This window comes from Kosakonia arachidis (genome assembly GCF_900116535.1).
GTDB classification, from domain to species: Bacteria; Pseudomonadota; Gammaproteobacteria; order Enterobacterales; family Enterobacteriaceae; genus Kosakonia; species Kosakonia arachidis.
The window spans coordinates 489,970-511,676 of sequence record NZ_FPAU01000001.1; the positions used below are offsets into that span (position 1 = coordinate 489,970).

The following is a 21,707-nucleotide window of genomic DNA, read 5'->3' on the forward strand; positions in this document are numbered from 1 at the left end:
ATTATTGGTCCTCCGTCGCTGCCGTTGAGGGGTTTTCCGCCGGTAAATCGGTATTGTTATCGCCAAGCATAATGTGGTCGAGGATCTGGCGCATAATGGTCCCGACAGCCGGTCCTGCACCACCGTTTTCCAGAATCACCGCGACGGCGACCTGCGGATTGTCATACGGCGCAAACGCAGTCATCAGTTTATGGTCACGCAAGCGCTCAGCGATCCGGTGCGCGTTATAGGTTTCATTCGCTTTCAGGCCAAAGACCTGAGCAGTACCGGATTTTGCTGCGATCTTATACGGCGCATCGGCAAAGTATTTGTGGCCGGTCCCATTCGAGCGGTTCGCCATGCCGTACATGCCGTCTTTGGCGATCTCCCAGAAGCCGGAGTGAATATCGCCGACCGGGGGTTCAACAGGCTGTTTCCACGGCACCTGTTGACCATTTTCCACTGTGCTCATCAGCAGGTGCGGCACTTTGACGATACCGTCGTTAATCAGGATCATCATCGCCTTATTCATCTGCAATGGCGTTGCCGTCCAGTAGCCCTGACCAATTCCCACTGGGATGGTATCACCCTGATACCACGGCTTCTTAAAGCGTTTCAGTTTCCACTCGCGCGTCGGCATGTTACCGGAGCGCTCTTCCGACAGATCGACGCCGGTATAGTGGCCGTAACCAAATTTACCCATCCACTCTGACAGGCGATCGATGCCCATGTCATAAGCGACCTGATAGAAGAAGGTATCGGCTGATTCTTCCAGCGCTTTGGTGACATTCAAATGGCCGTGCCCCCATTTTTTCCAGTCGCGGTAGCGTTTGTCAGAACCCGGCAACTGCCACCAGCCGGGGTCAAACAGGCTGCTATTGCGGGTGATTACGCCAGCGCTGAGCGCGGAAACCGCCACGTATGGTTTCACCGTTGATGCTGGAGGGTAAACCCCCTGAGTGGCGCGGTTGATCAAGGGTGTGTTCGGGTCATTAAGGAGCGACGAATAATCTTTGCTGGAGATACCATCGACAAACAGGTTGGGATCGTAACTCGGCATCGATACCAGTGCGAGAATGCTACCATTGCGCGGATCGGTGACTACCACCGCCGCACGACTGCCGGCAAGCAGCGTCTCGATGTACTGCTGCAATTTTAAATCCAGCGTCAGGTAGATATCGTGCCCGGCCTGCGGCGGCACTTCTTTAAGCTGGCGGATCACGCGGCCACGGTTGTTAACTTCAACCTCTTCATAACCGGTCTGGCCGTGCAGAACATCTTCGTAATAGCGCTCAATGCCTAGCTTACCGATATCGTGAGTGGCGGCATAGTTGGCCAGTTTGCCCTCTTTATCCAGCCGCTCGACGTCTTTATCGTTAATTTTCGAAACGTAGCCGATAACATGAGTCAGCGCGGAGCCGTAAGGATAGTAGCGGCGTTTGTAGCCTTTTACTTCCACGCCGGGAAAGCGGTACTGGTTAACGGCAAAACGCGCCACCTGAACTTCGGTCAGGTTGGTTTTCACCGGAATTGACGTGAAGCGGTGCGAACGTGAGCGTTCTTTTTTGAAGTTGGCAATATCCTCATCGGTCAGATCCACCACGTCACGCAGGGCATCCAGCGTTTGCTGCACGTTATCGACCTTCTCCGGCATCATTTCGATCTGGTAAATGGTGCGATTAAGCGCCAGCGGCGTGCCGTTGCGATCGTAAATAATGCCACGGCTTGGCGCGATGGGAACCAACTTGATGCGGTTTTCGTTAGAACGGGTCTGGTAGTCCGCAAAACGGACGATTTGCAGGTTATAAAGGTTAGCGATCAGCACGCCGGTAAGCAGCAAAATCCCCGTAAAGGCGACCACTGCCCGGCGTACAAACAGCGCGGACTCAGCCGTATAGTCGCGAAAAGAATTCTGTAATTTCATCCGCTGCTTAATCTACCTAAGACTCGTCATTACTCACGGTGGTAAGGATGGTTGGTGGTAATACTCCATGCGCGATACAGGCTTTCAGCCACCAGCACGCGCACCAGTGGGTGCGGGAGCGTCAGCGCAGAGAGGGACCAACTTTGTTCTGCTGCCGCTTTGCAGGCGGGTGATAACCCTTCCGGGCCGCCAATAAGCAGACTGACGTCGCGTCCGTCCTGCTTCCAGCGTTCCAGTTCATTTGCAAGCTGCGGCGTATCCCAGGGTTTACCGGGGATATCAAGGGTGACGATGCGATTCTTGCCTGCAGTCGCCAGCATCTGCTCACCCTCTTTGTCGAGAATACGTTTGATATCTGCGTTTTTACCGCGCTTTCCTGCCGGGATCTCAATCAGTTCAAACGGCATATCTTTGGGAAAGCGGCGTAGATATTCAGTAAAACCTGTCTGTACCCAGTCCGGCATTTTTGTGCCGACGGCGACCAGTTGCAGTTTCACGCATTAACTCCAGAGTTTTTCCAGCTCATACAGGCGACGGCTCTCTTCCTGCATTACATGGACAATGACATCGCCCAGATCGACTACAACCCAGTCGGCGGCACTTTCGCCTTCGATACCCAGCGGCATCAGACCAGCGGCGCGGGATTCCTGAACCACATGATCCGCAATAGAAATTACATGACGAGTGGAAGTGCCGGTACAGATAATCATGCAATCGGTGATGCTTGATTTGCCTTGCACGTCAATCGCAACGATGTCCTGACCTTTCAGGTCATCAATTTTGTCGATAACAAAATCCTGGAGTGCTTTACCCTGCAAGTGTTCCCCCTGGGTGAGTGAAAAATATACTGTTAATGAACGGCCTGACATTATACCTGAACTGCATCAATTGTCGGGACAAATGTCTGACCCGACAATTTCAAAAGCGGGGTATCATCCCATCATGAACGTGTGATTGCATCGCCATTTTTGTAAAACAATTTCTGCGCGCGGAGGATAGCAGCCTTGCGTGGCGTGTCAATGATCGAATCACCACGTTGAAGGGGATGGTTGAAAAACAGCCATTAGTCGTCGGCTCTCCAAATGGCGCGGCTATTAAGCACGCGCAGCGTAGCGAAATTGTCATGTATATCTATCATGCTCCAGCACCCTTGATCGACACGGAAATGCCATAGCGAGGCGGCGGGCATCTTTAACAGGCGTGTGATTAACAGGCTCAACACGCCCTGATGGCTCACCAGCAGGATATTCTGCCGGTGCTTAATATCGGCCAGATGTGCAATAACTTGCTCAATACGCGTTGAGAATGCCTGAAAGCCTTCGCCATTGGTCGGGATGGCATTCTGCCAGTCATTGCACCAGGCAGCATAGTTCTGCGGATCTTCTCGCGCCAAATCGCGGTGATGGCGCATTTCCCAGTCGCCGAAGAACATTTCATTCAGTAACGGCGTGGTTTCAATGGTGATTTCCCGTCGTGCAAGCACGCGTTCTGCCGTCTGTTGCGCCCGCTCCAGCGCACTGCACAGTACGTGATCAAAGGGGGCCTCGCTGAGTAATTCCCCCAGAGTTTGCGCCTGCACCAGGCCCTTTGGTGTCAGCGGCGTGGGGGCGTGTCCGCTGTAAAGCCCTGCAACGTTTGCTTCAGTTTCACCGTGACGAATCAACCAGAGTCGCATCACTATCTCCCGTCAGGATTTCTGCGCAAAGTTTACCATGCCCCTCAATCCACATCCCTTTTTCGTTTAAAATAGCGGCTTTAAGCAAGCGGAGAGAGCGATGTTTCATAGCGCGCATGGCGGCAATACACGTGAGGCGGCCGCACTGCTGGGCATTGTCCCGGAGCAGTTGCTCGATTTCAGCGCTAATATCAATCCGGCGGGTATGCCCAACTCTTTGCGGCATGCATTGCTGGAGAACATGTCGCTGGCTGAGCGCTATCCGGATGTGGAGTATCAGCGCCTGCATCAAGTGCTGGCGGAACATCATCAGGTTCCAGCGTCATGGTTGTTAGCCGGTAACGGTGAGACGGAAGTGATTTTCGCACTGGTCAATGTGCTGGCACCGCGTCGGGCGATGCTTATCACGCCAGGGTTTGCAGAGTATCGCCGTGCGTTGCGACTGGCAGGTTGTGACATCGTCGATTTTCCGTTGTGCGAAGATGAGGGCTGGCAACTGACCGAACGCTTTCTGGGGGCGCTGACGCCGGATCTGGACTGCCTGTTTCTCTGCACGCCAAATAATCCGACCGGACTACTGCCGGATGACGCCCTGCTGCAGGCCGTTTCGGCGCGCTGCAAATCGCTGGGCATTGCGCTTATTCTTGATGAAGCGTTTATGGATTTTATCCCGCAACGCTGTGGTTTTATCCGCCATCTGGCGGGCAATCCACATCTGTGGGTGTTACGCTCGCTGACCAAGTTTTATGCCATTCCCGGTTTGCGGCTTGGCTATCTGTTGGGCAGCAATGTGCAGAAAGTAACACAGATGCGCGCTGCGCAGATGCCGTGGTCAATCAATGCGTTTGCTGCGCTGGCAGGAGAGGTGATCCTGCATGACCATGCTTATCAGCAGGCGAGCTGGCAGTGGCTGGCGTGTGAGCGTCCGCGTTTGTTCGCCGCACTGAACGATTTTCCGGCACTCACTGTCTGGCCTGGTATGGCGAATTACCTGTTTCTGCGTTGTGATGTTCCTGGGGTGGAATTACAGCGTGCGCTGCTGGAGCAGCATATTTTAATTCGTCATTGCGCGAACTATCCGGGGCTGGATGATCGCTATTACCGTGTTGCGGTGCGCAGCAAAGAGGAAAATGATCGGCTGATGATGGCGATGCGCCAGGCGCTTAGCGGTACAACCCCTGAGCGTTGATATATTCGAGCACGGCGGCAGGCAGCAGATCATCACAGTTTTCGCCGTGCTCAAGCCGCTCGCGGATAAGCGTTGCGGAGATATTAAACCATGGTGTTTCAGCCAGATAGATTTTTCCCGCAGGCTGTGTGTGTAATTCATCGACATGCTGGGTGAGATGGTCATCAAGCCATTGCTGGTGTTCTTCCTGCGCCATCTCCAGCGGGTAGCCGGGGCGGCGGCAAACAATTAAATGGCAGTTATCCAGGATGGTTTCGTAGTGGTGCCAGCTCGGGAAGGTGAGCAATGAATCCTGACCGATGATAAACGCCAGCGGGCGCTGTGGCCCCTGTTCCTCTCGCCACTCCTTCAGCGTTAGCGCACTATAAGAAGGTGTGTCGCGGCGCAGTTCCCGCTCATCGAGGATAAATAGCGGTTTGTCGGCGATGGCCAGTTCGAGCATGGTTTTGCGTTGCTGGCTGGAGGCTTCCGGTTGCGGACGGTGCGGCGGCACGTTATTGGGCATAATAATCACTCGTGATAGCCCAACCTGATTCGCCAGCGCTTCAACTGGCTTCAGATGCCCATAATGGACAGGATCGAACGTACCACCAAACAGTGCCTGCAACTGATTCATATCAACCATCAATAAAAACGTCTGCTAATGCCTTATGACAGAGTAGCAGAGAAAACCCTTCCAGCTCGGCCCACACCGACTGACCAAAGTCCTGCTTCACAATCAGCTCAATACGGCTGAGCTGATGCACCGCCTGGCGTAGGTGCTCGGCGCTCAGGCGGTTTAGCGCATCACCCATTATGCCACGGCGATTTTGCCAGACCCGATGTTTATCAAACAGCGTACGCAGCGGCGTATGGGCAGCGTGGCGCTTAAGCGTGACCAGTAGCAGCAATTCGCGCTGCACCGTGCGCAGCAGGATCACTGGCTCGCACGCTTCAAGCCGCAACTGATTCAGAATATGCAACGCACGTTTGCTCTTGCCTGCGAGCAGCGCATCAACCCAGTGAAACGGGGTAAAATGCGCCGCGTCGTTCACTGCCTGTTCCACACGCGGCAGTGTTAATTTGCCATCCGGCCACAGCAGTGACAGCCGTTCAAGCGCCTGCGCCAGTGCCAGAAGATTGCCTTCATAGCAATAGCAAAGCAGCTGATTTGCGGCGTCATCCAGCTCCAGTTTGTTTTGCTTCGCCCGCGCGGCGACCCAGCGGGGGAGATTCGCCTGCTCTGGCGTCTGGCAGCTAATTTGCACGGCGTGGTTATTCAACTGCGTCAGCCATGCTGCGTTTTCTTGTGCTTTCGTCAATTTGTTGCCGCGCACCATCAGGATCAGATCCTCATGCAGCAACGAAACCAACTTTGCCAGTTGTTCATTAATGGCGGCGTTTGGGCCGTTCTCCGGCAGCAGCAACAGTAGGGTTTGACGGCTGGCGAACAGGCTGAGCGCCTGGCAGATGGAAAAAACAGCGTCCCAGTCGGTGCTGGCATCCAGTGTAAACGTGTGATGTTCGCTAAAGCCTTGCGTAGCGGCAACCTGGCGCACGGTGTCCTGGCTCTCTTGCAACAGCAGTGGATCGTTACCGAGCAGCAGATACGCCGCGCGCAGCCCTTCATTGAGCTGCGCGCGGAGTTGTTCCGGATACAACCTGAGCATTAGCTACCCGGTGTTACGGAAACAGAGGGAGAGGCAGGTGTTTTGGTGTGATGCATCGCAGCCGCATCAGCCGTGTAGACGCTCGGCAGTTTACGAATCAACTGTTCTGCCGCTTTGTCGTACATTTCCTGAATAATCATGTCCTGCTCGGCGGCTTTTGCCAGCGCTGTCTGCGGGTTATCAAAGAATGAACGGAACACTTTTGTGCTGATCGGGTAGATATCATGCCCTGGGATCAGCACGCTGGCGTTCGCGGTCAGTACCATCTGATACTCTGCGGTACGGCCATCCTGGAAGATCGACGCCGTATCACGTGCAAACGTCACCGCGCCCAGACGCAGCGAAGGTACATCCTGACGCAGTGTGCTTTTCTCCAGCAGTTCGACACCGTTCAGGCGCAACTGGTTACGAATGGCACGGCTCAGCGGACCATTGGGATCGCCGGAATCGAAAATCATCGTTTTCATTTCGCCCGGCACTTGCGTGGTATTACGCAGATGCCAGCCACATCCGGCGGTGACCAGCACCGCCAGTGACAATAACAATGTTGCCAGATATCGCACGCTTCCTCCCGCGCTTAGCCAACGACCAGATTGAGCAGTTTACCCGGTACGTAAATCACTTTACGAACGGTAACGCCATCAAGATACTTCGCCACCAGGTGTTCCTGGCCAGCGCGTTCACGCACCTGTTCTTCGGTGGCGTCCACGGCAACGGTAATTTTACCACGCACTTTGCCGTTTACCTGGACGACAACCAGCGTGGTGTCTTCCACCATCGCTTTCTCGTCCGCTACCGGCCACGGTGCATTATCGATATCGCCTTCGCCGCCCAGCGCCTGCCACAGCGTAAAGCTGGCGTGCGGCGTGAACGGGTTCAGCATACGAACCACGGCCAGCAGGGCTTCCTGCAGCAGCGCGCGATCCTGTTCGTTTTCCTGCGGCGCTTTCGCCAGTTTGTTCATCAACTCCATAATCGCAGCGATCGCGGTGTTGAAGGTCTGACGACGGCCGATATCATCGGAAACTTTAGCAATGGTTTTATGAACATCGCGGCGTAGCGCCTGCTGCTCGTCGTTCAGTGCGGCCAGATCCAGAGGCGCAACCGCGCCTTTGCTGGTGTGCTCGTAAACCAGTTTCCATACGCGTTTCAGGAACCGGTTCGCCCCTTCCACGCCGGATTCTTGCCACTCCAGCGTCATGTCAGCCGGAGAGGCGAACATCATGAACAGACGAACGGTATCCGCGCCGTAACGTTCAACCATTTCCTGCGGGTCGATACCGTTATTTTTCGACTTGGACATTTTGCTCATGCCGGTGTAAACCAGCTCATGGCCTGCCGAATCTTTCGCTTTCACGATACGGCCTTTGTCGTCGCGCTCAACGATCGCGTCTTTTGGCGAGACCCAGTTACGCTCGCCGTTTACGCCAACGTAATAGAACGCATCCGCCAGCACCATACCCTGACATAGCAACTGTTTAGCCGGTTCGTCAGAGTTCACCATGCCCGCATCGCGCATCAGTTTATGGAAGAAGCGGAAGTAGAGCAGGTGCATGATGGCGTGTTCGATACCGCCAATGTAAATATCGACCGGCAGCCAGTAGTTCGCCGCGTTCGGGTCGAGCATGCCTTCGCTGTACTGCGGACAGGTGTAACGCGCGTAGTACCAGGAAGACTCCATAAAGGTGTCGAAAGTATCGGTTTCACGCAGCGCTGGCTGACCGTTAACGGTCGTTTTCGCCCATTCCGGATCGGCTTTGATCGGGCTGGTGATGCCGTCCATGACCACATCTTCCGGCAGGATCACTGGCAGTTGATCTTCAGGCGTCGGAACCACTGTACCGTCTTCGAGGGTAACCATCGGAATCGGCGCACCCCAGTAACGCTGACGGGAAACGCCCCAGTCGCGCAGACGGAAGTTCACTTTACGTTCGCCCACGCCTTTTGCTGCCAGCTTGTCGGCAATCGCATTGAAGCCTTCTTCAAAGCTGAGACCGCTGAACTCACCAGAGTTGAACAGCGTGCCTTTTTCAGTCAACGCCTGCTCGGACAGATCCGGCTCTGAACCATCCGCCGCCAGGATAACAGCCTTGATCGGCAGGCTGTATTTGGTGGCAAATTCGTAGTCGCGCTGATCGTGACCCGGAACGGCCATGACCGCGCCGGTGCCGTACTCCATCAGTACGAAGTTTGCCGCCCAGACGGGGATCGCTTCGCCGGTCAGTGGATGAATCGCTTTAAAGCCGGTATCTACGCCTTTTTTCTCCATCGTCGCCATATCGGCTTCTGCCACTTTAGTATTGCGGCATTCATCGATGAAAGCGGCCAGCTCTGTGTTACTGGCAACGGCTTTTTGCACCAGTGGATGACCTGCGGCAACGGCCAGATAGGTCGCGCCCATAAAGGTATCCGGACGGGTTGTATAGACTGTCAGCTTCTGGTCGCTACCCTGAACGTCAAAGGTGATTTCCACACCTTCAGAACGGCCAATCCAGTTGCGCTGCATGGTTTTCACGGTATCCGGCCAGTGATCCAGATTATCCAAGTCGTTCAGCAGTTCGTCAGCGTAGGCGGTGATTTTAATAAACCATTGTGGGATCTCTTTACGCTCAACTTTGGTATCGCAGCGCCAGCAACAGCCGTCGATAACCTGTTCGTTCGCCAGTACAGTCTGGTCGTTTGGGCACCAGTTCACTGCAGAGGTTTTCTTGTAAACGAGACCTTTTTTGTACAGCTCGGTGAAGAACTTCTGTTCCCAGCGGTAGTATTCCGGGGTACAGGTCGCCAGCTCGCGGCTCCAGTCGTAGCCGAAGCCCAGCATTTTGAGCTGGTTCTTCATATAGGCGATGTTGTCGTAAGTCCACGGCGCTGGCGCAGTGTTGTTTTTCACTGCCGCACCTTCTGCAGGCAGACCGAACGCATCCCAGCCAATTGGCTGCAATACGTTTTTACCCAGCATACGCTGGTAGCGAGAAATCACGTCGCCGATGGTGTAGTTACGGACGTGGCCCATGTGTAGTCGGCCAGAAGGATAGGGAAGCATCGACAGGCAATAGTATTTTTCTTTGCTCTCGTCTTCAGTGACTTCGAATGTGCGTTTTTCTTCCCAGTGACGCTGTACTTTGGATTCTATCTCTTCCGGGCGGTATTGCTCTTGCATGGCAGCCAGTAGTCCTGTTTTTGCTACAGCTACAAATGTAGCGTTGTTACGTGGTTTTTCAGATCGGCATAGCATAGCCCAAACGTCAGCCTCAAAACAGCCTTTCCGCGAGCCGGGAATGAAATAGCCCGGCGCTTTTGCCGTTGGCTTTTTGCCAACAGTGCGGCGCAGTTAGCACTACACACGGTAAATAACGTCTATCATTAGAGAGAGTTACTGAGCCGGGAGGCGAAACGATGAACAAGGTTGCTCATTTTTACCGTGAACTGGTAGCGACGTTAACCGAACGTTTGCGCAATGGAGAGCGCGATATTGATGCATTGGTTGATCAGGCGCGCCAGCGCGTCTCACAGACCGGTGAGTTAACTCGCACCGAGATCGACGAACTGATGCGGGCTATCCGCCGCGATCTCGAAGAATTTGCCCGCAGCTATAAGGAAAGTCAGGAAGACGTGACGGACAGCGTTTTTATGCGGGTAATTAAAGAGAGTATCTGGCAGGAACTGGCGGATATCACTGATAAAACGCAGCTTGAATGGCGCGAAGTCTTCCAGGATCTCAATCATCACGGCGTCTACCACAGTGGTGAAGTGGTAGGGCTGGGGAATTTGGTATGTGAGAAGTGCCACTTCCACCTGGCGGTATATACCCCGGATGTGTTGCCGCTGTGCCCGAAATGCGGACACGATCAGTTCCAGCGACGCCCCTTTGAACCTTAAGGCAGAAACGCCTGCCAATACTGGCAGGCGTTAATTTGTTAGTGCAGGATTTTGGCGAGGAAATCTTTTGCCCGTTCGGACTTTGGATTATTGAAGAAAGCGTCTTTCTCTGAATCCTCAACGATTTTCCCTTCATCCATAAAGATCACGCGGTTTGCCACTTTGCGGGCAAAGCCCATTTCGTGGGTTACCACCATCATCGTCATCCCTTCGTTTGCCAGTTCGACCATCACGTCCAGCACTTCGTTGATCATCTCCGGATCGAGCGCTGACGTCGGTTCATCAAACAGCATTGCCACCGGATCCATACACAGAGCGCGAGCGATTGCCACACGCTGCTGCTGACCGCCGGAGAGCTGCGCCGGGAATTTGTTAGCGTGTGCCGACAGACCAACACGTTCAAGCAATTTTAAGCCTTTTTCCCGCGCGGCGGATTTATCACGCTTCAGCACTTTAACCTGTGCCAGCGTCAGGTTGTCGATAATCGACAGATGTGGGAAGAGCTCAAAATGCTGGAATACCATGCCGACATGTGAGCGTAGTTTTGCCAGATCGGTTTTCTTGTCGTTTACTTGGGTGCCGTTGACGATGATTTCACCTTTCTGTACTGGCTCCAGGCCGTTAACGGTTTTAATCAGTGTGGATTTACCGGAACCTGACGGGCCGCACACCACCACCACTTCGCCTTTTTTCACTTCGGTGGAGCAGTCGGTCAACACCTGAAAGTGACCATACCATTTAGAAACATTTTTCAGGGAAATCATTAGACGGTCCTTTTCTTCAGCCAGCTGACCAACAGCGAAGCACTAAGACTGATAACAAAATACACGGCGCCGGCAAACAGGATCATTTCGACCTGGGTACCATCACGCTCGCCAATGGTAGATGCCGTACGGAAGAAGTCCGCGAGGCTCAGGACATACACCAAAGAGGTGTCCTGGAACAGTACGATTCCTTGCGTTAACAGCAGCGGAACCATTGCGCGAAACGCTTGCGGCAGGATGATTAACTGCATCGACTGCCAGTGCGTCATACCCAACGCCAGCGCAGCGCTGGATTGCCCGCGCGCGATACTCTGGATACCGGCGCGAATAATTTCCGAATAGTAAGCCGCTTCGAACATTGAGAACGCCACCATTGCCGAAATCAAACGGATATCGGTTTTAGGCGACAGCCCCAGAACGTTTTGCAGGAAACCCGGCACAATCAGATAGAACCACAGCAACACCATCACCAGTGGAATGGAGCGGAAGACATTCACGTAGCTCTTGGCGAACCAGCGTAGCGGCGCAAACGTCGACAAACGCATTACTGCCAGCAGGGTGCCCCAGACAATCCCTACCACGATGGCAGTCACGGTAATTTTCAGCGTGATGGCCAAACCATTGAGCAGATAGGGCAGTGAAGGAACAATAGAACTCCAGTCAAAATCGTACATGTTTATTTGCCTCCCATATTGCCCGGCAGGCGAATTTTACGTTCTACCAGCATCATCACCAGCATAATGACTGCGTTAATCAGGACATAGGCTACGGTGATTGCAGTAAAGGATTCCCACGCGTGCGCGGAGTAATCCAGGAGTTTCCCTGCCTGCGCCGCCATATCAACCAGACCGATGGTGGAAGCGATAGCAGAGTTTTTCACCAGGTTCATCATTTCGGACGTCATTGGCGGCACAATCACGCGATATGCATTTGGCAGCAGCACATAACGGTAGGTTTGCGACAGCGTCAGCCCCATGGCCAGACCGGCGTTCTTTTGACCGCGCGGCAGCGACTGGATCGCCGCTCGAACCTGTTCGCATACGCGAGCGGCGGTGAACAGCCCCAGACAAAGCATTGAACAGACGAAAAATTGGATGTTCGGATCGAGCTCCTGTTTGAACCACATGCCGATATTTTCCGGCAGCAGTTCCGGTACCACCAGATACCATGCAAAGAACTGCACGATCAGCGGAACGTTACGGAACAGTTCGACATAGCAGGTGGCAATGCCGGACAGGAAACGGTTAGGGACAGTTCGCAGGATGCCAAACAGTGAACCGACAAGAAAAGCGATAATCCAGGCCGCGATGGAAAGTGCGATGGTGACCTGAAAACCACTCCATAGCCAGCCAAGGTAGGTGGTGTTGCCGAACGGGGCTTGTTGCAGGAATATTCCCCAGTTCCAGTCTATGGACATAAATCTACTCCGGAAAAAAAAAGGGTAGCAGCGCTACCCTCAAAGATTGTATGAAGAGCGAGTTTTCGCGCTGAGTGGGGAACGACCATTCAACGTATAGTCTGTCCGTGCTACTTCGACAATCGAGAGGGCAGGTAAACCCGCCCCTAATGGTTTTAATTAGTTAAGAGCTTTGTCATTCGGTGCTTTGAACAGCGCTTTCATGTCGTCAGACAACGCAAAGTTCATGTTCATGTTTTTTGGCGGAATCGGGCTTTTAAACCATTTGTCGTAGGACTTCTCTGCTGCGCCGGAGGTTTGCAACTGAGCAATGGTGTCATCCATCAGCTTTTTAAACTCAGGATCGTTTTTACGCAGCATGCAGCCGTACGCTTCGTGGGACTGCGGCGTACCGACGATTTCCCAATTGTCTGGTTTCTTCGCTTTCGCCCGTTCGCCTGCCAGCAGAGCATCATCCATCATAAAGGCTACTGCACGGCCGCTTTCCAGTGTACGGAAAGAGTCGCCATGGTCTTTCGCGCTGATGATGCGCATGTCCATTTTCTTCTCATCATTCAGTTTGTTGAGCAGAATTTCGGACGTGGTTCCCGAGGTTACGACGACCGTTTTGCCTTTCAGGTCAGCGAAATCTTTGATCGGGCCACCTTTTTTGGTCAGCAGACGCGTACCGATCACGAAAATGGTGTCGGAGAAAGCCGCTTGTTGCTGGCGCTCAAGGTTGTTGGTGGTAGAACCGCACTCAAAATCGAACGTGCCATTTTGCAATAGCGGAATACGGTTCTGCGAAGTAATGGGGATCAGCTTAACGGCCAGATCCGGCTTATTCAGTTTTTTCTTCACCGCTTCAACGATAGCGTTGGAGTAATCCTGTGAGTAGCCGACCACTTTCTGTTCGTTGTCGTAATAGGAGAACGGTACGGATGATTCACGGTGACCCACGACGATAACGCCGTTTTTGGCAATTTTATCCAGCGTCGTTTGCTGTTGCGCAGCCGCATCGGCAGGTTTTGCATCTTCAGCATGAACCAGACCGGCGGACATTCCCATTACCAGCATCGCGGCGGCCAGTTTACGTAATTGCATATCCAGACTCCTTTATCGTCAGCGCCAGAGACGCATTGATACCCATTGTGTATGTTGTGTTTTTTATAGACTGCGACATCTTTGTGCAGTGTCGTGTGTGTTTGTTACATTCAGTCTGGCTTAATGTAAAGATTTTGCTGCGGTATTGTTTATTTTTGCGAGGCGCGCCGCACCGTTTAAAGGCAAAAATCTTCCATTGCACCAAACTGGTGCTGCTAATGTTCCCTGCCGGTGCGACTCTGTTGCACATAAGCAGATTTCATAGCTGCCTGATATGTATAAGCAAATGGCATGCCAAAACGGGATTGTGTCGGATAGCCGTTCCAGGCCGGATAAGCACAGCGCTATCCGGCCTGGAAAAGAGGGAGGGGAAGGCGATTAACGGTGGCGCTGGCGCAGGCTCATCACTACGGCAGCAAAGCCGAAGAGGGCGGAGAGGATCCACACCGGCCAGTTACCTACGCGTGCGTATGGTGTCAAACCGGATGTCGGTGTGACGCGGGTGGTGAGCACCTCGCGGGTAAACTGCGGGATCATCGCCTGAATCTCGCCCTGCGGGCCGATCACTGCGGTGATACCATTGTTGGTGCTGCGCAGCAGAGGACGCGCCAGCTCCAGCGCGCGCATACGCGCCATCTGGAAGTGCTGCCACGGGCCGATAGACTTGCCGAACCACGCATCGTTAGAAATGGTCAGCAGGAAATCGGTATCCGGGCGGAAGTTGTCACGTACCTGTTCGCCAAGGATGATCTCATAACAGATAGCCGCCGTCAGTTTCAGGCCGTGCGCCGTCAATGGCGGCTGCACATAGGCTCCGCGGCTGAATGAAGACATCGGTAGATCGAAGAACGGTGCCAGCGGGCGCAAAATCGACTCCAGCGGTACGAATTCGCCAAACGGTACCAGATGGTTCTTGTTGTAGCGATCGGAGGAACTGTAGCTGTAGGCGCTGTCTTTACCCAGCGTGATAATGGTGTTGTAGGTATCGTAACGGTTTTGCTTATTCAGCCGCGCATCGACAATGCCAGTGATAAGCGTACTGTCATGCGCCCGCAGCAGGTCATCCATGGCGGTTAAAAATCGCTGCTGATTAATTTCCAGGTCCGGAATAGCGGACTCCGGCCAGATGATCAGCTGCGATTTACCCATCACCTGCTCAGTGGCATCGCTGTAGATTTTCAACGTGTTGTACAGTTGTTTTTCGTCCCACTTCAGCGCCTGGGGAATATTCCCCTGTACCAGCGAAACTTGCGTGGTGCGCTGTGGCAGCAACTGATACCACTGGATATAGCGCAGCGGGAACGGCAGGGCGAACAGCAGTACCGCAATTACTAACTGGTGCCAGCTTTTGTTCACCAGTGCCAGAACCAGCAGGCCGCTAACTACCATCAGCAGGAAGTTGATGGCTTCGACGCCCATTACCGGTGCCAGCCCTTTCAGCGGACCGTCAATCTGGCTGTAGCCAAACTGCAGCCATGGAAATCCGGTAAGTACCCAGCCGCGCAAAAATTCAGTAAGTTGCCACACCACAGGTGCGGCGATAGCTACGCGCAGCCAGCTGGTTTGCGGCCAAAGGCGTGACAAAATTCCGGCGAACAGACCGGTATACAGCGACAAATAGGCGGCCAGCAATACCACAAGGAAAACATTGACCGGACCAGGCATACCGCCGAACTGCGCAATACTGACGTAAACCCAGTGTACGCCGCTACCAAACAGCCCCAGCCCCCAGAAATAGCCAATCCAGGCTGACTGCAGCGGGCGACGATTGAGGGTTAATCCTTGCAGGCCAATCAGAGATATAAGGGCAGCGGGCCAGAAGTCATAAGGAGAAAAAGCCAGCGTTCCGCTGGCTCCGAATAACAGTGCCAGCAGCAGACGCACGCGCTGGCGCTCAAACAGTGAGGCAAATACCATTTACATTACTCATCCAGTTTTGGTTGCGGCGAATCATCCGGCATTCTGACATGGACCTGAATGATACGTCGGCTGTCGGACATAGCGACTTTGAATTGGTAACCATCAATGTCAATCGCTTCTCCGCGCGCCGGGAGATGACCAAACGCCTGCATCACCAGCCCACCGATGGTGTCCACTTCTTCATCGCTGAAGTGGGTGCCGAAGGTTTCATTGAAGTCTTCAATCGGTGCCAGTGCGCGCACCGTCCAGGTATGGCGGCTGAGCTGGCGGAAGTCGATATCCTCTTCTTCGTCGTACTCATCTTCAATTTCGCCGACGATCAGCTCCAGAATGTCTTCAATCGTCACCAGACCGGAAACACCACCAAACTCATCAATCACGATAGCCATATGGTAGCGCTGGGAACGGAACTCTTTCAGCATGCGATCCACACGCTTACTTTCCGGTACCACCACTGCCGGGCGTAACACCTTTTCCATACTGAAGGCTTCGGCATCGCTGCGCATAAAGGGCAGCAAATCTTTGGCCATCAGAATCCCTTCGATATGATCTTTGTCTTCACTGATCACCGGAAAGCGCGAATGTGCAGATTCGATAATGACATCAAGGCATTCGTCCAGCGTCTGGTTGCGTTTCAGAGTGATCATTTGTGAACGGGGGATCATGATGTCGCGCACGCGCTGGTCCGCGATATCCATCACCCCTTCAAGCATGTCGCGCGTATCGTTGTCGATAAGCTCGTTCTGCCCTGAGTCTCGGATCAGAGCCAGTAATTCGTCACGGTTTTTCGGTTCGCCGTGGAAAAGCTGGCTTAGTAAAAGGGAGAAGAATCCCTTCTTGCTGTTGGTTGTGTCGCTACTGTGTGAGTTATCGTCGCTCATGGCGTCGTGTGGGTTCTCATGTTGGTTAATTTGTCGCTCGTCACGCGTAAACTCAGCGCCGGACGGCAGTTAAGAGTGGAGGCGTAGGCTTTCCGGTTACTCTTTCTCGGAAATGTACGGATCCTCATAGCCCAGAGCAAGCATTATCTCTGTCTCGATCCCTTCCATTTCTTCCGCTTCATCGTCCGCAATATGGTCGTAACCAAGCAGGTGTAGACTACCATGCACAACCATGTGCGCCCAGTGTGCATCCAGCGGTTTACCTTGCTCCTGCGCTTCCTGTTCCACCACCTGGCGGCAAATAATCAGATCGCCGAGCAGCGGCATTTCGATGCCGGGCGGCGCTTCAAAAGGGAATGACAGCACATTGGTCGGCTTATCTTTCCCGCGATAAGTCAGATTCAGTTCGTGGCTTTCCGCGTTGTCGACCAGGCGAATGGTGACTTCCGCTTCTTCCTGAAACTGCGGGATAACAGCGTCCAGCCATTTCTGAAACTGCGCTTCTTCTGGCAGGCCGCTGTTATCTTCACACGCCAACTGTAAATCGAGGATCACCTGACTCATTTCTGTTCCTGCTCCTGTGCTTCGCGCTTACGTTCGGCAGCCAGTTCTGCTTTACGTTTCTGTTCGGCTTCTTCCCATGCCTCGTAGGCGATAACGATGCGGGCAACGACCGGATGGCGGACCACGTCTTCGCTATGGAAAAAGTTAAAGCTAATTTCATCGACATTCGCCAGCACTTCAATCGCATGGCGCAGACCGGATTTGGTATTGCGTGGCAGGTCGATTTGGGTAATATCGCCAGTGATTACCGCTTTCGAGTTAAAGCCGATACGCGTCAGGAACATCTTCATCTGTTCGATGGTAGTGTTCTGGCTTTCATCAAGAATAATGAAGGCGTCGTTTAATGTCCGCCCGCGCATGTAGGCCAGCGGCGCAACTTCAATAACGTTGCGCTCAATCAGTTTTTCCACGCGTTCGAAACCGATCATTTCAAACAGCGCGTCATACAGCGGGCGCAGGTATGGATCCACTTTCTGGCTGAGATCGCCAGGCAGGAAACCCAGTTTTTCCCCCGCCTCAACCGCCGGACGTGTTAGCAGAATACGGCGCACTTCCTGGCGTTCCAGTGCATCTACCGCCGCTGCAACTGCAAGGTAGGTTTTCCCTGTACCCGCCGGGCCTACGCCGAAGGTGATATCGTGATCGAGAATATTGGCGACGTACTGCGCCTGGTTTGGCGTACGCGGTTTAATAACGCCACGCTTGGTTTTGATATGGATAGCTTTGCCGTAGTCCGGTACGCTCTCGGCGCTCTGTTCCAGCACGCGGGCTTCTTTGATTGCCAGATGAATTTGTTCCGGTTCGATATCCTGCGTCTGACCGCGCATTGGCGCAGTATCGACATACAGCGTGCGCAGAATGTCGGTCGCTGCGTTGACGCAGATTTCGCGTCCGGTGAGTTTGAAGTGATTATCGCGACGGTTGATTTCGATGCCCAGCCGCCGCTCCAGTTGTTTGATGTTGTCGTCAAACGGGCCGCACAGACTTAGCAGACGTGCGTTGTCCGCTGGCTCAAGGGTAATTTCACGCGTATCTATGTTCAAACTGTTCCTCTTTTCAGTGTGTCGCGGGTTCTGCCCATCAGGGAATTATTCACGGCATAGTAAGAAGTCGCAAGCATAGCGCATGATGTTGGGGCAGGCAGGGGAAAAGCAAGGCCTGCCAGAAATGGCAGGCCAGTGGCATTACGGCTGGTACATGCCGACGCCGAGGTCGTTCTCTTTACGCGTACGTGCAATCACCGATGCCGGGGATTCCGCGACGCGCATACCCATTTCGTCTTCGGTGCGAACCAGTACGCCGCGCAGGGAATTTGGATAGACGTCAACGATTTCCACATCGACGAATTTGCCGATCATCTCCGGCGAGCCTTCAAAGTTCACCACGCGATTATTTTCGGTGCGACCGGACAGCTCCATGATGTTCTTGCGTGAGGTGCCTTCTACCAGAATGCGCTGGGTAGTACCGAGCATACGCCTGCTCCAGGCCATCGCCTGCTGGTTAATGCGCTCTTGCAAAATATAGAGGCGCTGTTTTTTCTCCTCTTCCGGCACATCGTCCACCATATCGGCGGCCGGTGTCCCCGGACGTGCAGAGAAGATAAAGCTGTAGCTCATGTCAAAATTGACATCGGCGATCAGCTTCATGGTCTTTTCGAAATCGTCGGTGGTTTCGCCAGGGAAGCCAACGATAAAGTCGGAACTTATCTGGATATCCGGGCGCGCCTCGCGCAGCTTGCGAATAATTGCTTTATATTCCAGTGCGGTGTGCGTACGGCCCATCATGTTCAGCACGCGGTCGGAACCGCTCTGCACTGGCAGGTGCAGGAAGCTCACCAGCTCCGGCGTATCACGGTAGACATCAATGATATCGTCGGTGAATTCAATCGGGTGGCTGGTGGTGAAACGGATACGGTCAATGCCGTCGATCGCGGCGACCAGACGCAGCAGTTCTGCAAAGGTCTCGGTGCTGCCGTCGAAGCTCTCACCGCGCCAGGCATTAACGTTCTGACCGAGCAGGTTCACTTCACGCACGCCCTGCGCCGCCAGTTGCGCGATTTCATACAAAATGTCGTCAGACGGGCGGCTAACTTCTTCACCACGGGTGTAAGGCACTACGCAGTACGTACAGTATTTGTTGCAGCCTTCCATGATAGAGACAAAAGCGGTCGGGCCTTCGGCGCGCGGCTCCGGCAGTCGATCGAATTTTTCAATTTCCGGGAAGCTGATATCGACGACCGGGCTACGGTTGCCGCGTACGGAGTTGATCATCTCCGGCAGGCGATGCAGCGTTTGTGGCCCAAAAATAATGTCAACGTAGTGGGCGCGCTGACGAATGTGATCGCCCTCCTGTGAAGCTACGCAGCCGCCGACACCGATAATCAGATCGGGATTTTTCTCTTTCAGCAGCTTCCAGCGACCCAGCTGATGGAAAACTTTTTCCTGAGCCTTTTCGCGGATCGAGCAGGTATTGAGCAGCAGCACATCCGCCTCTTCCGCCACTTCGGTCAGTTGATAGCCGTGTGTGGCATCCAGCAGATCGGCTATCTTTGATGAATCGTATTCATTCATCTGACAGCCCCAGGTTTTTATGTGGAGTTTTTTAGTCATTGACTTGCTCTTGCTTAAGTTCATATACACCGAGTATGACGGGTATAAGCCAGGATTGCAGGCCGCGTATTGTAATGCTTTGGTCGCGTGCTGACCAGTATGACCGATGTCAGACGCAAGAGAGAGAAAATCCGGTAAACTTAAGGGATTCTCGTTTAAGGAAAATTAGCCATGACACATCACACTGAAGTCGCCGTCGTTGGCGGTGGCATGGTCGGCGGAGCGCTGGCGCTGGGGCTGGCACAACATGGATTTAGCGTTACGGTGATTGAACAGCATGCTCCGCCTGCGTTTGATGCGACGGCGCAGCCGGATGTGCGTATTTCGGCGATTAGCGCCGCATCTGTGGCGTTACTGCGCGGGTTGGGTGTCTGGGAACGTGTGCAGGCGATGCGCTGCCACCCGTATCGCCAGTTGGAAACATGGGAGTGGGAAAACGCGCATGTGATATTTGATGCCCGCGAACTGAAATTGCCGTTGCTCGGTTATATGGTTGAAAACAATGTCCTGCAACGTGCGCTATGGGACGCGCTGGAGGCGCATCCGCAGGTAACGTTACGTGTGCCTGCGGCACTCAGCGGACTGCATACGGATGGCGATCATCATCAGTTGACCTTTGAAGAGGGCGAGCCGCTAATGGCGAAGTTGGTGGTCGGCGCGGATGGTGCGAACTCCCGTGTTAGGCAGGCAGCCGGAATTGGCATTCACGCCTGGCAGTATCAGCAATCCTGTATGTTGATTACCGTGGAGTGCGAAGCTGAAGCAGGCGAGAGTACCTGGCAACATTTTACTCCCGACGGGCCGCATGCCTTTTTACCGCTGTTTGGCAATTGGGCATCGTTGGTGTGGTATGACACACCTGCGCGTATTCGCCAGTTACAGACGCTCTCTATGGTGCAACTGGAGCGGGAGATCACCCACAACTTTCCTCCACGACTGGGGCGTGTGAAGCCGGTTGTGGCGGCGGCATTCCCGCTGGCGCGCCGTCATGCGTTGCAATATGTTCGCCCTGGCCTTGCGCTGGTGGGCGATGCGGCACATACCATTCATCCGTTGGCCGGGCAGGGCGTCAATTTGGGCTATCGCGATGTTGATGCCTTGCTGGAAGTGCTTGCCGGGGCGCGTACACACGGTGAAGCCTGGGCCAGTTACACGATTTTAAAACGTTATCAGACGCGTCGAATGGCGGATAACTTTATTATGCAAAGCGGTATGGATCTGTTCTATGCCGGGTTCAGCAATAACCTTGGCCCAGTCAGGTTGTTGCGTAATATTGGTCTGATGGCGGCGGAACATGCCGGAGTGCTGAAACGTCAGGCGCTGAAATATGCTTTAGGGTTATAGACGTTAACGTTGGGCCGCGAGTATCCAGTGCTTGCGGCCTTTCGTTCGCATTAGTGTAACGAAAACAGTACGTCCAGCGCGGTGCGCACGCGCATTTTCTGCTGGAAAAACGCCTGGTAACCATCAGCCGCTTCAACACGCTGTAATGCCCATGCACCGGCGCGCATATCACGCATTGTTGTCAGGGTATGGTAGATCGGCAGTAGCAGAAGTATAAATGCCGCCACTGCTGCGATCCCTGCATAGCTTGTCCACTCCATTTCCCGCGTCTGCTGTATCAACAGCGCGAGGGTCATTAACTGCAAAATGAACCGGGCAATAAAGCCTCGCCAGTAGAACTGCTGAAGACGTTCTGGCTTATGAAAACAGGGGTTTTTAAGCGAAGCACGTTGCTCTTGCAGCGGAATGCCTTGCATGTACACTTTCCAGTCGGATATTTCCCTGAGTAGCGTGGCCTGGTCATGCTGGCTGAGCGTGTGCAGTCGCATCGAAACCAGCACCGGAAACACAATCCCCATTAGCAGCACATACAAAAAGGGGGCAGAGAGGCCGAAAAAAGCCAGCGCCAGGCAAAATACGCCTAACAGGATGTAGCGCGGAGAGTAGACCGGGAAGGCTGTTGTCTGGTAGTTCATGATGTCATCCCTGCTGAGTAATAGTTTAAATTACCACATATTTTAGCAGGATAATTGCTACCAATTCCGGGGGGCAACAATGCAAAAAAGCCCGCCGAAGCGAGCTTTTTTGCATTAAGTGGCTGGGGTACGAGGATTCGAACCTCGGAATGGTGGAATCAGAATCCACTGCCTTACCGCTTGGCGATACCCCAA

Annotated in this window: 21 protein-coding genes and 1 tRNA gene; 3 read left to right on the forward strand and 19 right to left on the reverse strand. The window is 53.8% G+C overall.

Going from position 1 to position 21,707, the window contains the following annotated elements:
* Position 1 precedes the first annotated feature (1 nt).
* The 4 genes from mrdA to BM427_RS02405 form a co-directional block, all read right to left on the reverse strand.
* Positions 2-1,903: a peptidoglycan DD-transpeptidase MrdA gene (mrdA, locus tag BM427_RS02390; protein WP_090118876.1), complete on the reverse strand. Its 1,902-nt coding sequence runs from the start codon at positions 1,901-1,903 to the stop codon at positions 2-4.
* 29 nt (positions 1,904-1,932) lie between these two features.
* A complete protein-coding gene (gene rlmH, locus BM427_RS02395) occupies positions 1,933-2,400 on the reverse strand; it encodes a 23S rRNA (pseudouridine(1915)-N(3))-methyltransferase RlmH (RefSeq protein ID WP_090118878.1) in 468 nt (155 codons plus the stop codon).
* A gap of 3 nt (positions 2,401-2,403) precedes the next feature.
* Positions 2,404-2,721 carry a ribosome silencing factor gene (gene rsfS, locus BM427_RS02400; protein ID WP_090118879.1) on the reverse strand — a complete coding sequence of 106 codons (318 nt, stop codon included), beginning with the start codon at positions 2,719-2,721 and terminating at the stop codon, positions 2,404-2,406.
* Positions 2,722-2,966: 245 nt separating this feature from the next.
* The gene (locus BM427_RS02405; RefSeq protein WP_090118881.1) at positions 2,967-3,578 is read right to left on the reverse strand and encodes an adenosylcobalamin/alpha-ribazole phosphatase; all 612 of its coding nucleotides are present in this window, start codon (positions 3,576-3,578) and stop codon (positions 2,967-2,969) included.
* 100 nt (positions 3,579-3,678) lie between these two features.
* Between BM427_RS02405 and cobD the strand changes: the two genes are divergently transcribed.
* The gene (gene cobD, locus BM427_RS02410) at positions 3,679-4,767 is read left to right on the forward strand and encodes a threonine-phosphate decarboxylase CobD (protein ID WP_090118883.1); all 1,089 of its coding nucleotides are present in this window, start codon (positions 3,679-3,681) and stop codon (positions 4,765-4,767) included.
* Here the strand turns inward: cobD and nadD are convergent.
* From nadD to leuS, 4 genes are read right to left on the reverse strand one after another with little or no spacing between them, the layout of a single operon-like run.
* Positions 4,742-5,392 (reverse strand): nicotinate-nucleotide adenylyltransferase, encoded by a 651-nt coding sequence (gene nadD / locus BM427_RS02415; protein WP_090118885.1) that lies wholly within the window; start codon positions 5,390-5,392, stop codon positions 4,742-4,744. The two genes, cobD and nadD, sit on opposite strands and share 26 nt — an antisense overlap.
* A complete protein-coding gene (gene holA, locus BM427_RS02420; RefSeq protein WP_090118887.1) occupies positions 5,385-6,416 on the reverse strand; it encodes a DNA polymerase III subunit delta in 1,032 nt (343 codons plus the stop codon). The genes nadD and holA overlap by 8 nt, the downstream gene beginning before the upstream one ends.
* Positions 6,416-6,979 (reverse strand): LPS assembly lipoprotein LptE, encoded by a 564-nt coding sequence (gene lptE / locus BM427_RS02425; RefSeq protein ID WP_090118890.1) that lies wholly within the window; start codon positions 6,977-6,979, stop codon positions 6,416-6,418. Before lptE ends, holA begins: the two co-directional genes overlap by 1 nt.
* A gap of 14 nt (positions 6,980-6,993) precedes the next feature.
* The gene (gene leuS / locus BM427_RS02430) at positions 6,994-9,576 is read right to left on the reverse strand and encodes a leucine--tRNA ligase (protein ID WP_090118893.1); all 2,583 of its coding nucleotides are present in this window, start codon (positions 9,574-9,576) and stop codon (positions 6,994-6,996) included.
* A gap of 236 nt (positions 9,577-9,812) precedes the next feature.
* On the opposite strand from leuS, the gene BM427_RS02435 reads away from it, so the two are divergent.
* Positions 9,813-10,295, forward strand: a complete 483-nt coding sequence (locus BM427_RS02435) for a zinc ribbon-containing protein (RefSeq protein WP_090118895.1) — start codon at positions 9,813-9,815, stop codon at positions 10,293-10,295.
* Between the two features lie 38 nt (positions 10,296-10,333).
* Here the strand turns inward: BM427_RS02435 and BM427_RS02440 are convergent, their stop codons facing one another.
* From BM427_RS02440 to miaB, 9 genes are all read right to left on the reverse strand, one after another.
* Positions 10,334-11,059, reverse strand: a complete 726-nt coding sequence (locus BM427_RS02440; protein WP_090118897.1) for an amino acid ABC transporter ATP-binding protein — start codon at positions 11,057-11,059, stop codon at positions 10,334-10,336.
* On the reverse strand, positions 11,059-11,733 hold the full coding sequence (gene gltK, locus BM427_RS02445) for a glutamate/aspartate ABC transporter permease GltK (RefSeq protein ID WP_090118899.1): 675 nt from the start codon (positions 11,731-11,733) through the stop codon (positions 11,059-11,061). The genes BM427_RS02440 and gltK overlap by 1 nt, the downstream gene beginning before the upstream one ends.
* A 2-nt stretch (positions 11,734-11,735) precedes the next feature.
* Positions 11,736-12,476, reverse strand: coding sequence for an amino acid ABC transporter permease (locus BM427_RS02450; protein ID WP_090118901.1), 741 nt, complete (start codon positions 12,474-12,476; stop codon positions 11,736-11,738).
* 159 nt (positions 12,477-12,635) lie between these two features.
* Complete coding sequence (locus BM427_RS02455; protein ID WP_090118903.1) at positions 12,636-13,559, reverse strand: amino acid ABC transporter substrate-binding protein; 924 nt, start codon at positions 13,557-13,559, stop codon at positions 12,636-12,638.
* 378 nt (positions 13,560-13,937) lie between these two features.
* On the reverse strand, positions 13,938-15,476 hold the full coding sequence (gene lnt / locus BM427_RS02460) for an apolipoprotein N-acyltransferase (RefSeq protein ID WP_090118906.1): 1,539 nt from the start codon (positions 15,474-15,476) through the stop codon (positions 13,938-13,940).
* Between the two features lie 5 nt (positions 15,477-15,481).
* Entirely contained in the window at positions 15,482-16,360 is an 879-nt protein-coding gene (gene corC / locus BM427_RS02465; RefSeq protein ID WP_090118907.1) for a CNNM family magnesium/cobalt transport protein CorC, read from the reverse strand.
* A gap of 96 nt (positions 16,361-16,456) precedes the next feature.
* Positions 16,457-16,924 (reverse strand): rRNA maturation RNase YbeY, encoded by a 468-nt coding sequence (ybeY, locus tag BM427_RS02470; protein WP_090118909.1) that lies wholly within the window; start codon positions 16,922-16,924, stop codon positions 16,457-16,459.
* Complete coding sequence (locus tag BM427_RS02475; protein WP_090118911.1) at positions 16,921-17,967, reverse strand: PhoH family protein; 1,047 nt, start codon at positions 17,965-17,967, stop codon at positions 16,921-16,923. The genes ybeY and BM427_RS02475 overlap by 4 nt, the downstream gene beginning before the upstream one ends.
* A gap of 141 nt (positions 17,968-18,108) precedes the next feature.
* On the reverse strand, positions 18,109-19,533 hold the full coding sequence (gene miaB, locus BM427_RS02480; protein ID WP_090118913.1) for a tRNA (N6-isopentenyl adenosine(37)-C2)-methylthiotransferase MiaB: 1,425 nt from the start codon (positions 19,531-19,533) through the stop codon (positions 18,109-18,111).
* A gap of 171 nt (positions 19,534-19,704) precedes the next feature.
* Between miaB and ubiF the strand changes: the two genes are divergently transcribed.
* Positions 19,705-20,877, forward strand: a complete 1,173-nt coding sequence (gene ubiF, locus BM427_RS02485) for a 3-demethoxyubiquinol 3-hydroxylase (protein WP_090118915.1) — start codon at positions 19,705-19,707, stop codon at positions 20,875-20,877.
* A 50-nt stretch (positions 20,878-20,927) separates the two neighbouring features.
* Here the strand turns inward: ubiF and BM427_RS02490 are convergent, their stop codons facing one another.
* Together BM427_RS02490 and BM427_RS02495 are read right to left on the reverse strand one after the other, a co-directional pair.
* Positions 20,928-21,512 (reverse strand): hypothetical protein, encoded by a 585-nt coding sequence (locus BM427_RS02490; protein ID WP_090118917.1) that lies wholly within the window; start codon positions 21,510-21,512, stop codon positions 20,928-20,930.
* Between the two features lie 119 nt (positions 21,513-21,631).
* Positions 21,632-21,706: transfer RNA gene (locus BM427_RS02495), tRNA-Gln, on the reverse strand.
* Between the last annotated feature and the right edge of the window lies 1 nt (position 21,707).

What these genes read in the sequence shown, in the direction of transcription:
- mrdA (WP_090118876.1), bottom strand. Translation starts at nt 1,903, where the DNA reads ATGAAATTACAGAATTCTTTTCGCGACTATACGGCTGAGTCCGCGCTG.
- BM427_RS02405 (WP_090118881.1), bottom strand. Translation starts at nt 3,578, where the DNA reads ATGCGACTCTGGTTGATTCGTCACGGTGAAACTGAAGCAAACGTTGCA.
- cobD (WP_090118883.1), top strand. Translation starts at nt 3,679, where the DNA reads ATGTTTCATAGCGCGCATGGCGGCAATACACGTGAGGCGGCCGCACTG.
- nadD (WP_090118885.1), bottom strand. Translation starts at nt 5,392, where the DNA reads ATGGTTGATATGAATCAGTTGCAGGCACTGTTTGGTGGTACGTTCGAT.
- holA (WP_090118887.1), bottom strand. Translation starts at nt 6,416, where the DNA reads ATGCTCAGGTTGTATCCGGAACAACTCCGCGCGCAGCTCAATGAAGGG.
- leuS (WP_090118893.1), bottom strand. Translation starts at nt 9,576, where the DNA reads ATGCAAGAGCAATACCGCCCGGAAGAGATAGAATCCAAAGTACAGCGT.
- BM427_RS02435 (WP_090118895.1), top strand. Translation starts at nt 9,813, where the DNA reads ATGAACAAGGTTGCTCATTTTTACCGTGAACTGGTAGCGACGTTAACC.
- BM427_RS02440 (WP_090118897.1), bottom strand. Translation starts at nt 11,059, where the DNA reads ATGATTTCCCTGAAAAATGTTTCTAAATGGTATGGTCACTTTCAGGTG.
- gltK (WP_090118899.1), bottom strand. Translation starts at nt 11,733, where the DNA reads ATGTACGATTTTGACTGGAGTTCTATTGTTCCTTCACTGCCCTATCTG.
- BM427_RS02450 (WP_090118901.1), bottom strand. Translation starts at nt 12,476, where the DNA reads ATGTCCATAGACTGGAACTGGGGAATATTCCTGCAACAAGCCCCGTTC.
- BM427_RS02455 (WP_090118903.1), bottom strand. Translation starts at nt 13,559, where the DNA reads ATGCAATTACGTAAACTGGCCGCCGCGATGCTGGTAATGGGAATGTCC.
- lnt (WP_090118906.1), bottom strand. Translation starts at nt 15,476, where the DNA reads ATGGTATTTGCCTCACTGTTTGAGCGCCAGCGCGTGCGTCTGCTGCTG.
- corC (WP_090118907.1), bottom strand. Translation starts at nt 16,360, where the DNA reads ATGAGCGACGATAACTCACACAGTAGCGACACAACCAACAGCAAGAAG.
- ybeY (WP_090118909.1), bottom strand. Translation starts at nt 16,924, where the DNA reads ATGAGTCAGGTGATCCTCGATTTACAGTTGGCGTGTGAAGATAACAGC.
- miaB (WP_090118913.1), bottom strand. Translation starts at nt 19,533, where the DNA reads ATGACTAAAAAACTCCACATAAAAACCTGGGGCTGTCAGATGAATGAA.
- ubiF (WP_090118915.1), top strand. Translation starts at nt 19,705, where the DNA reads ATGACACATCACACTGAAGTCGCCGTCGTTGGCGGTGGCATGGTCGGC.
- BM427_RS02490 (WP_090118917.1), bottom strand. Translation starts at nt 21,512, where the DNA reads ATGAACTACCAGACAACAGCCTTCCCGGTCTACTCTCCGCGCTACATC.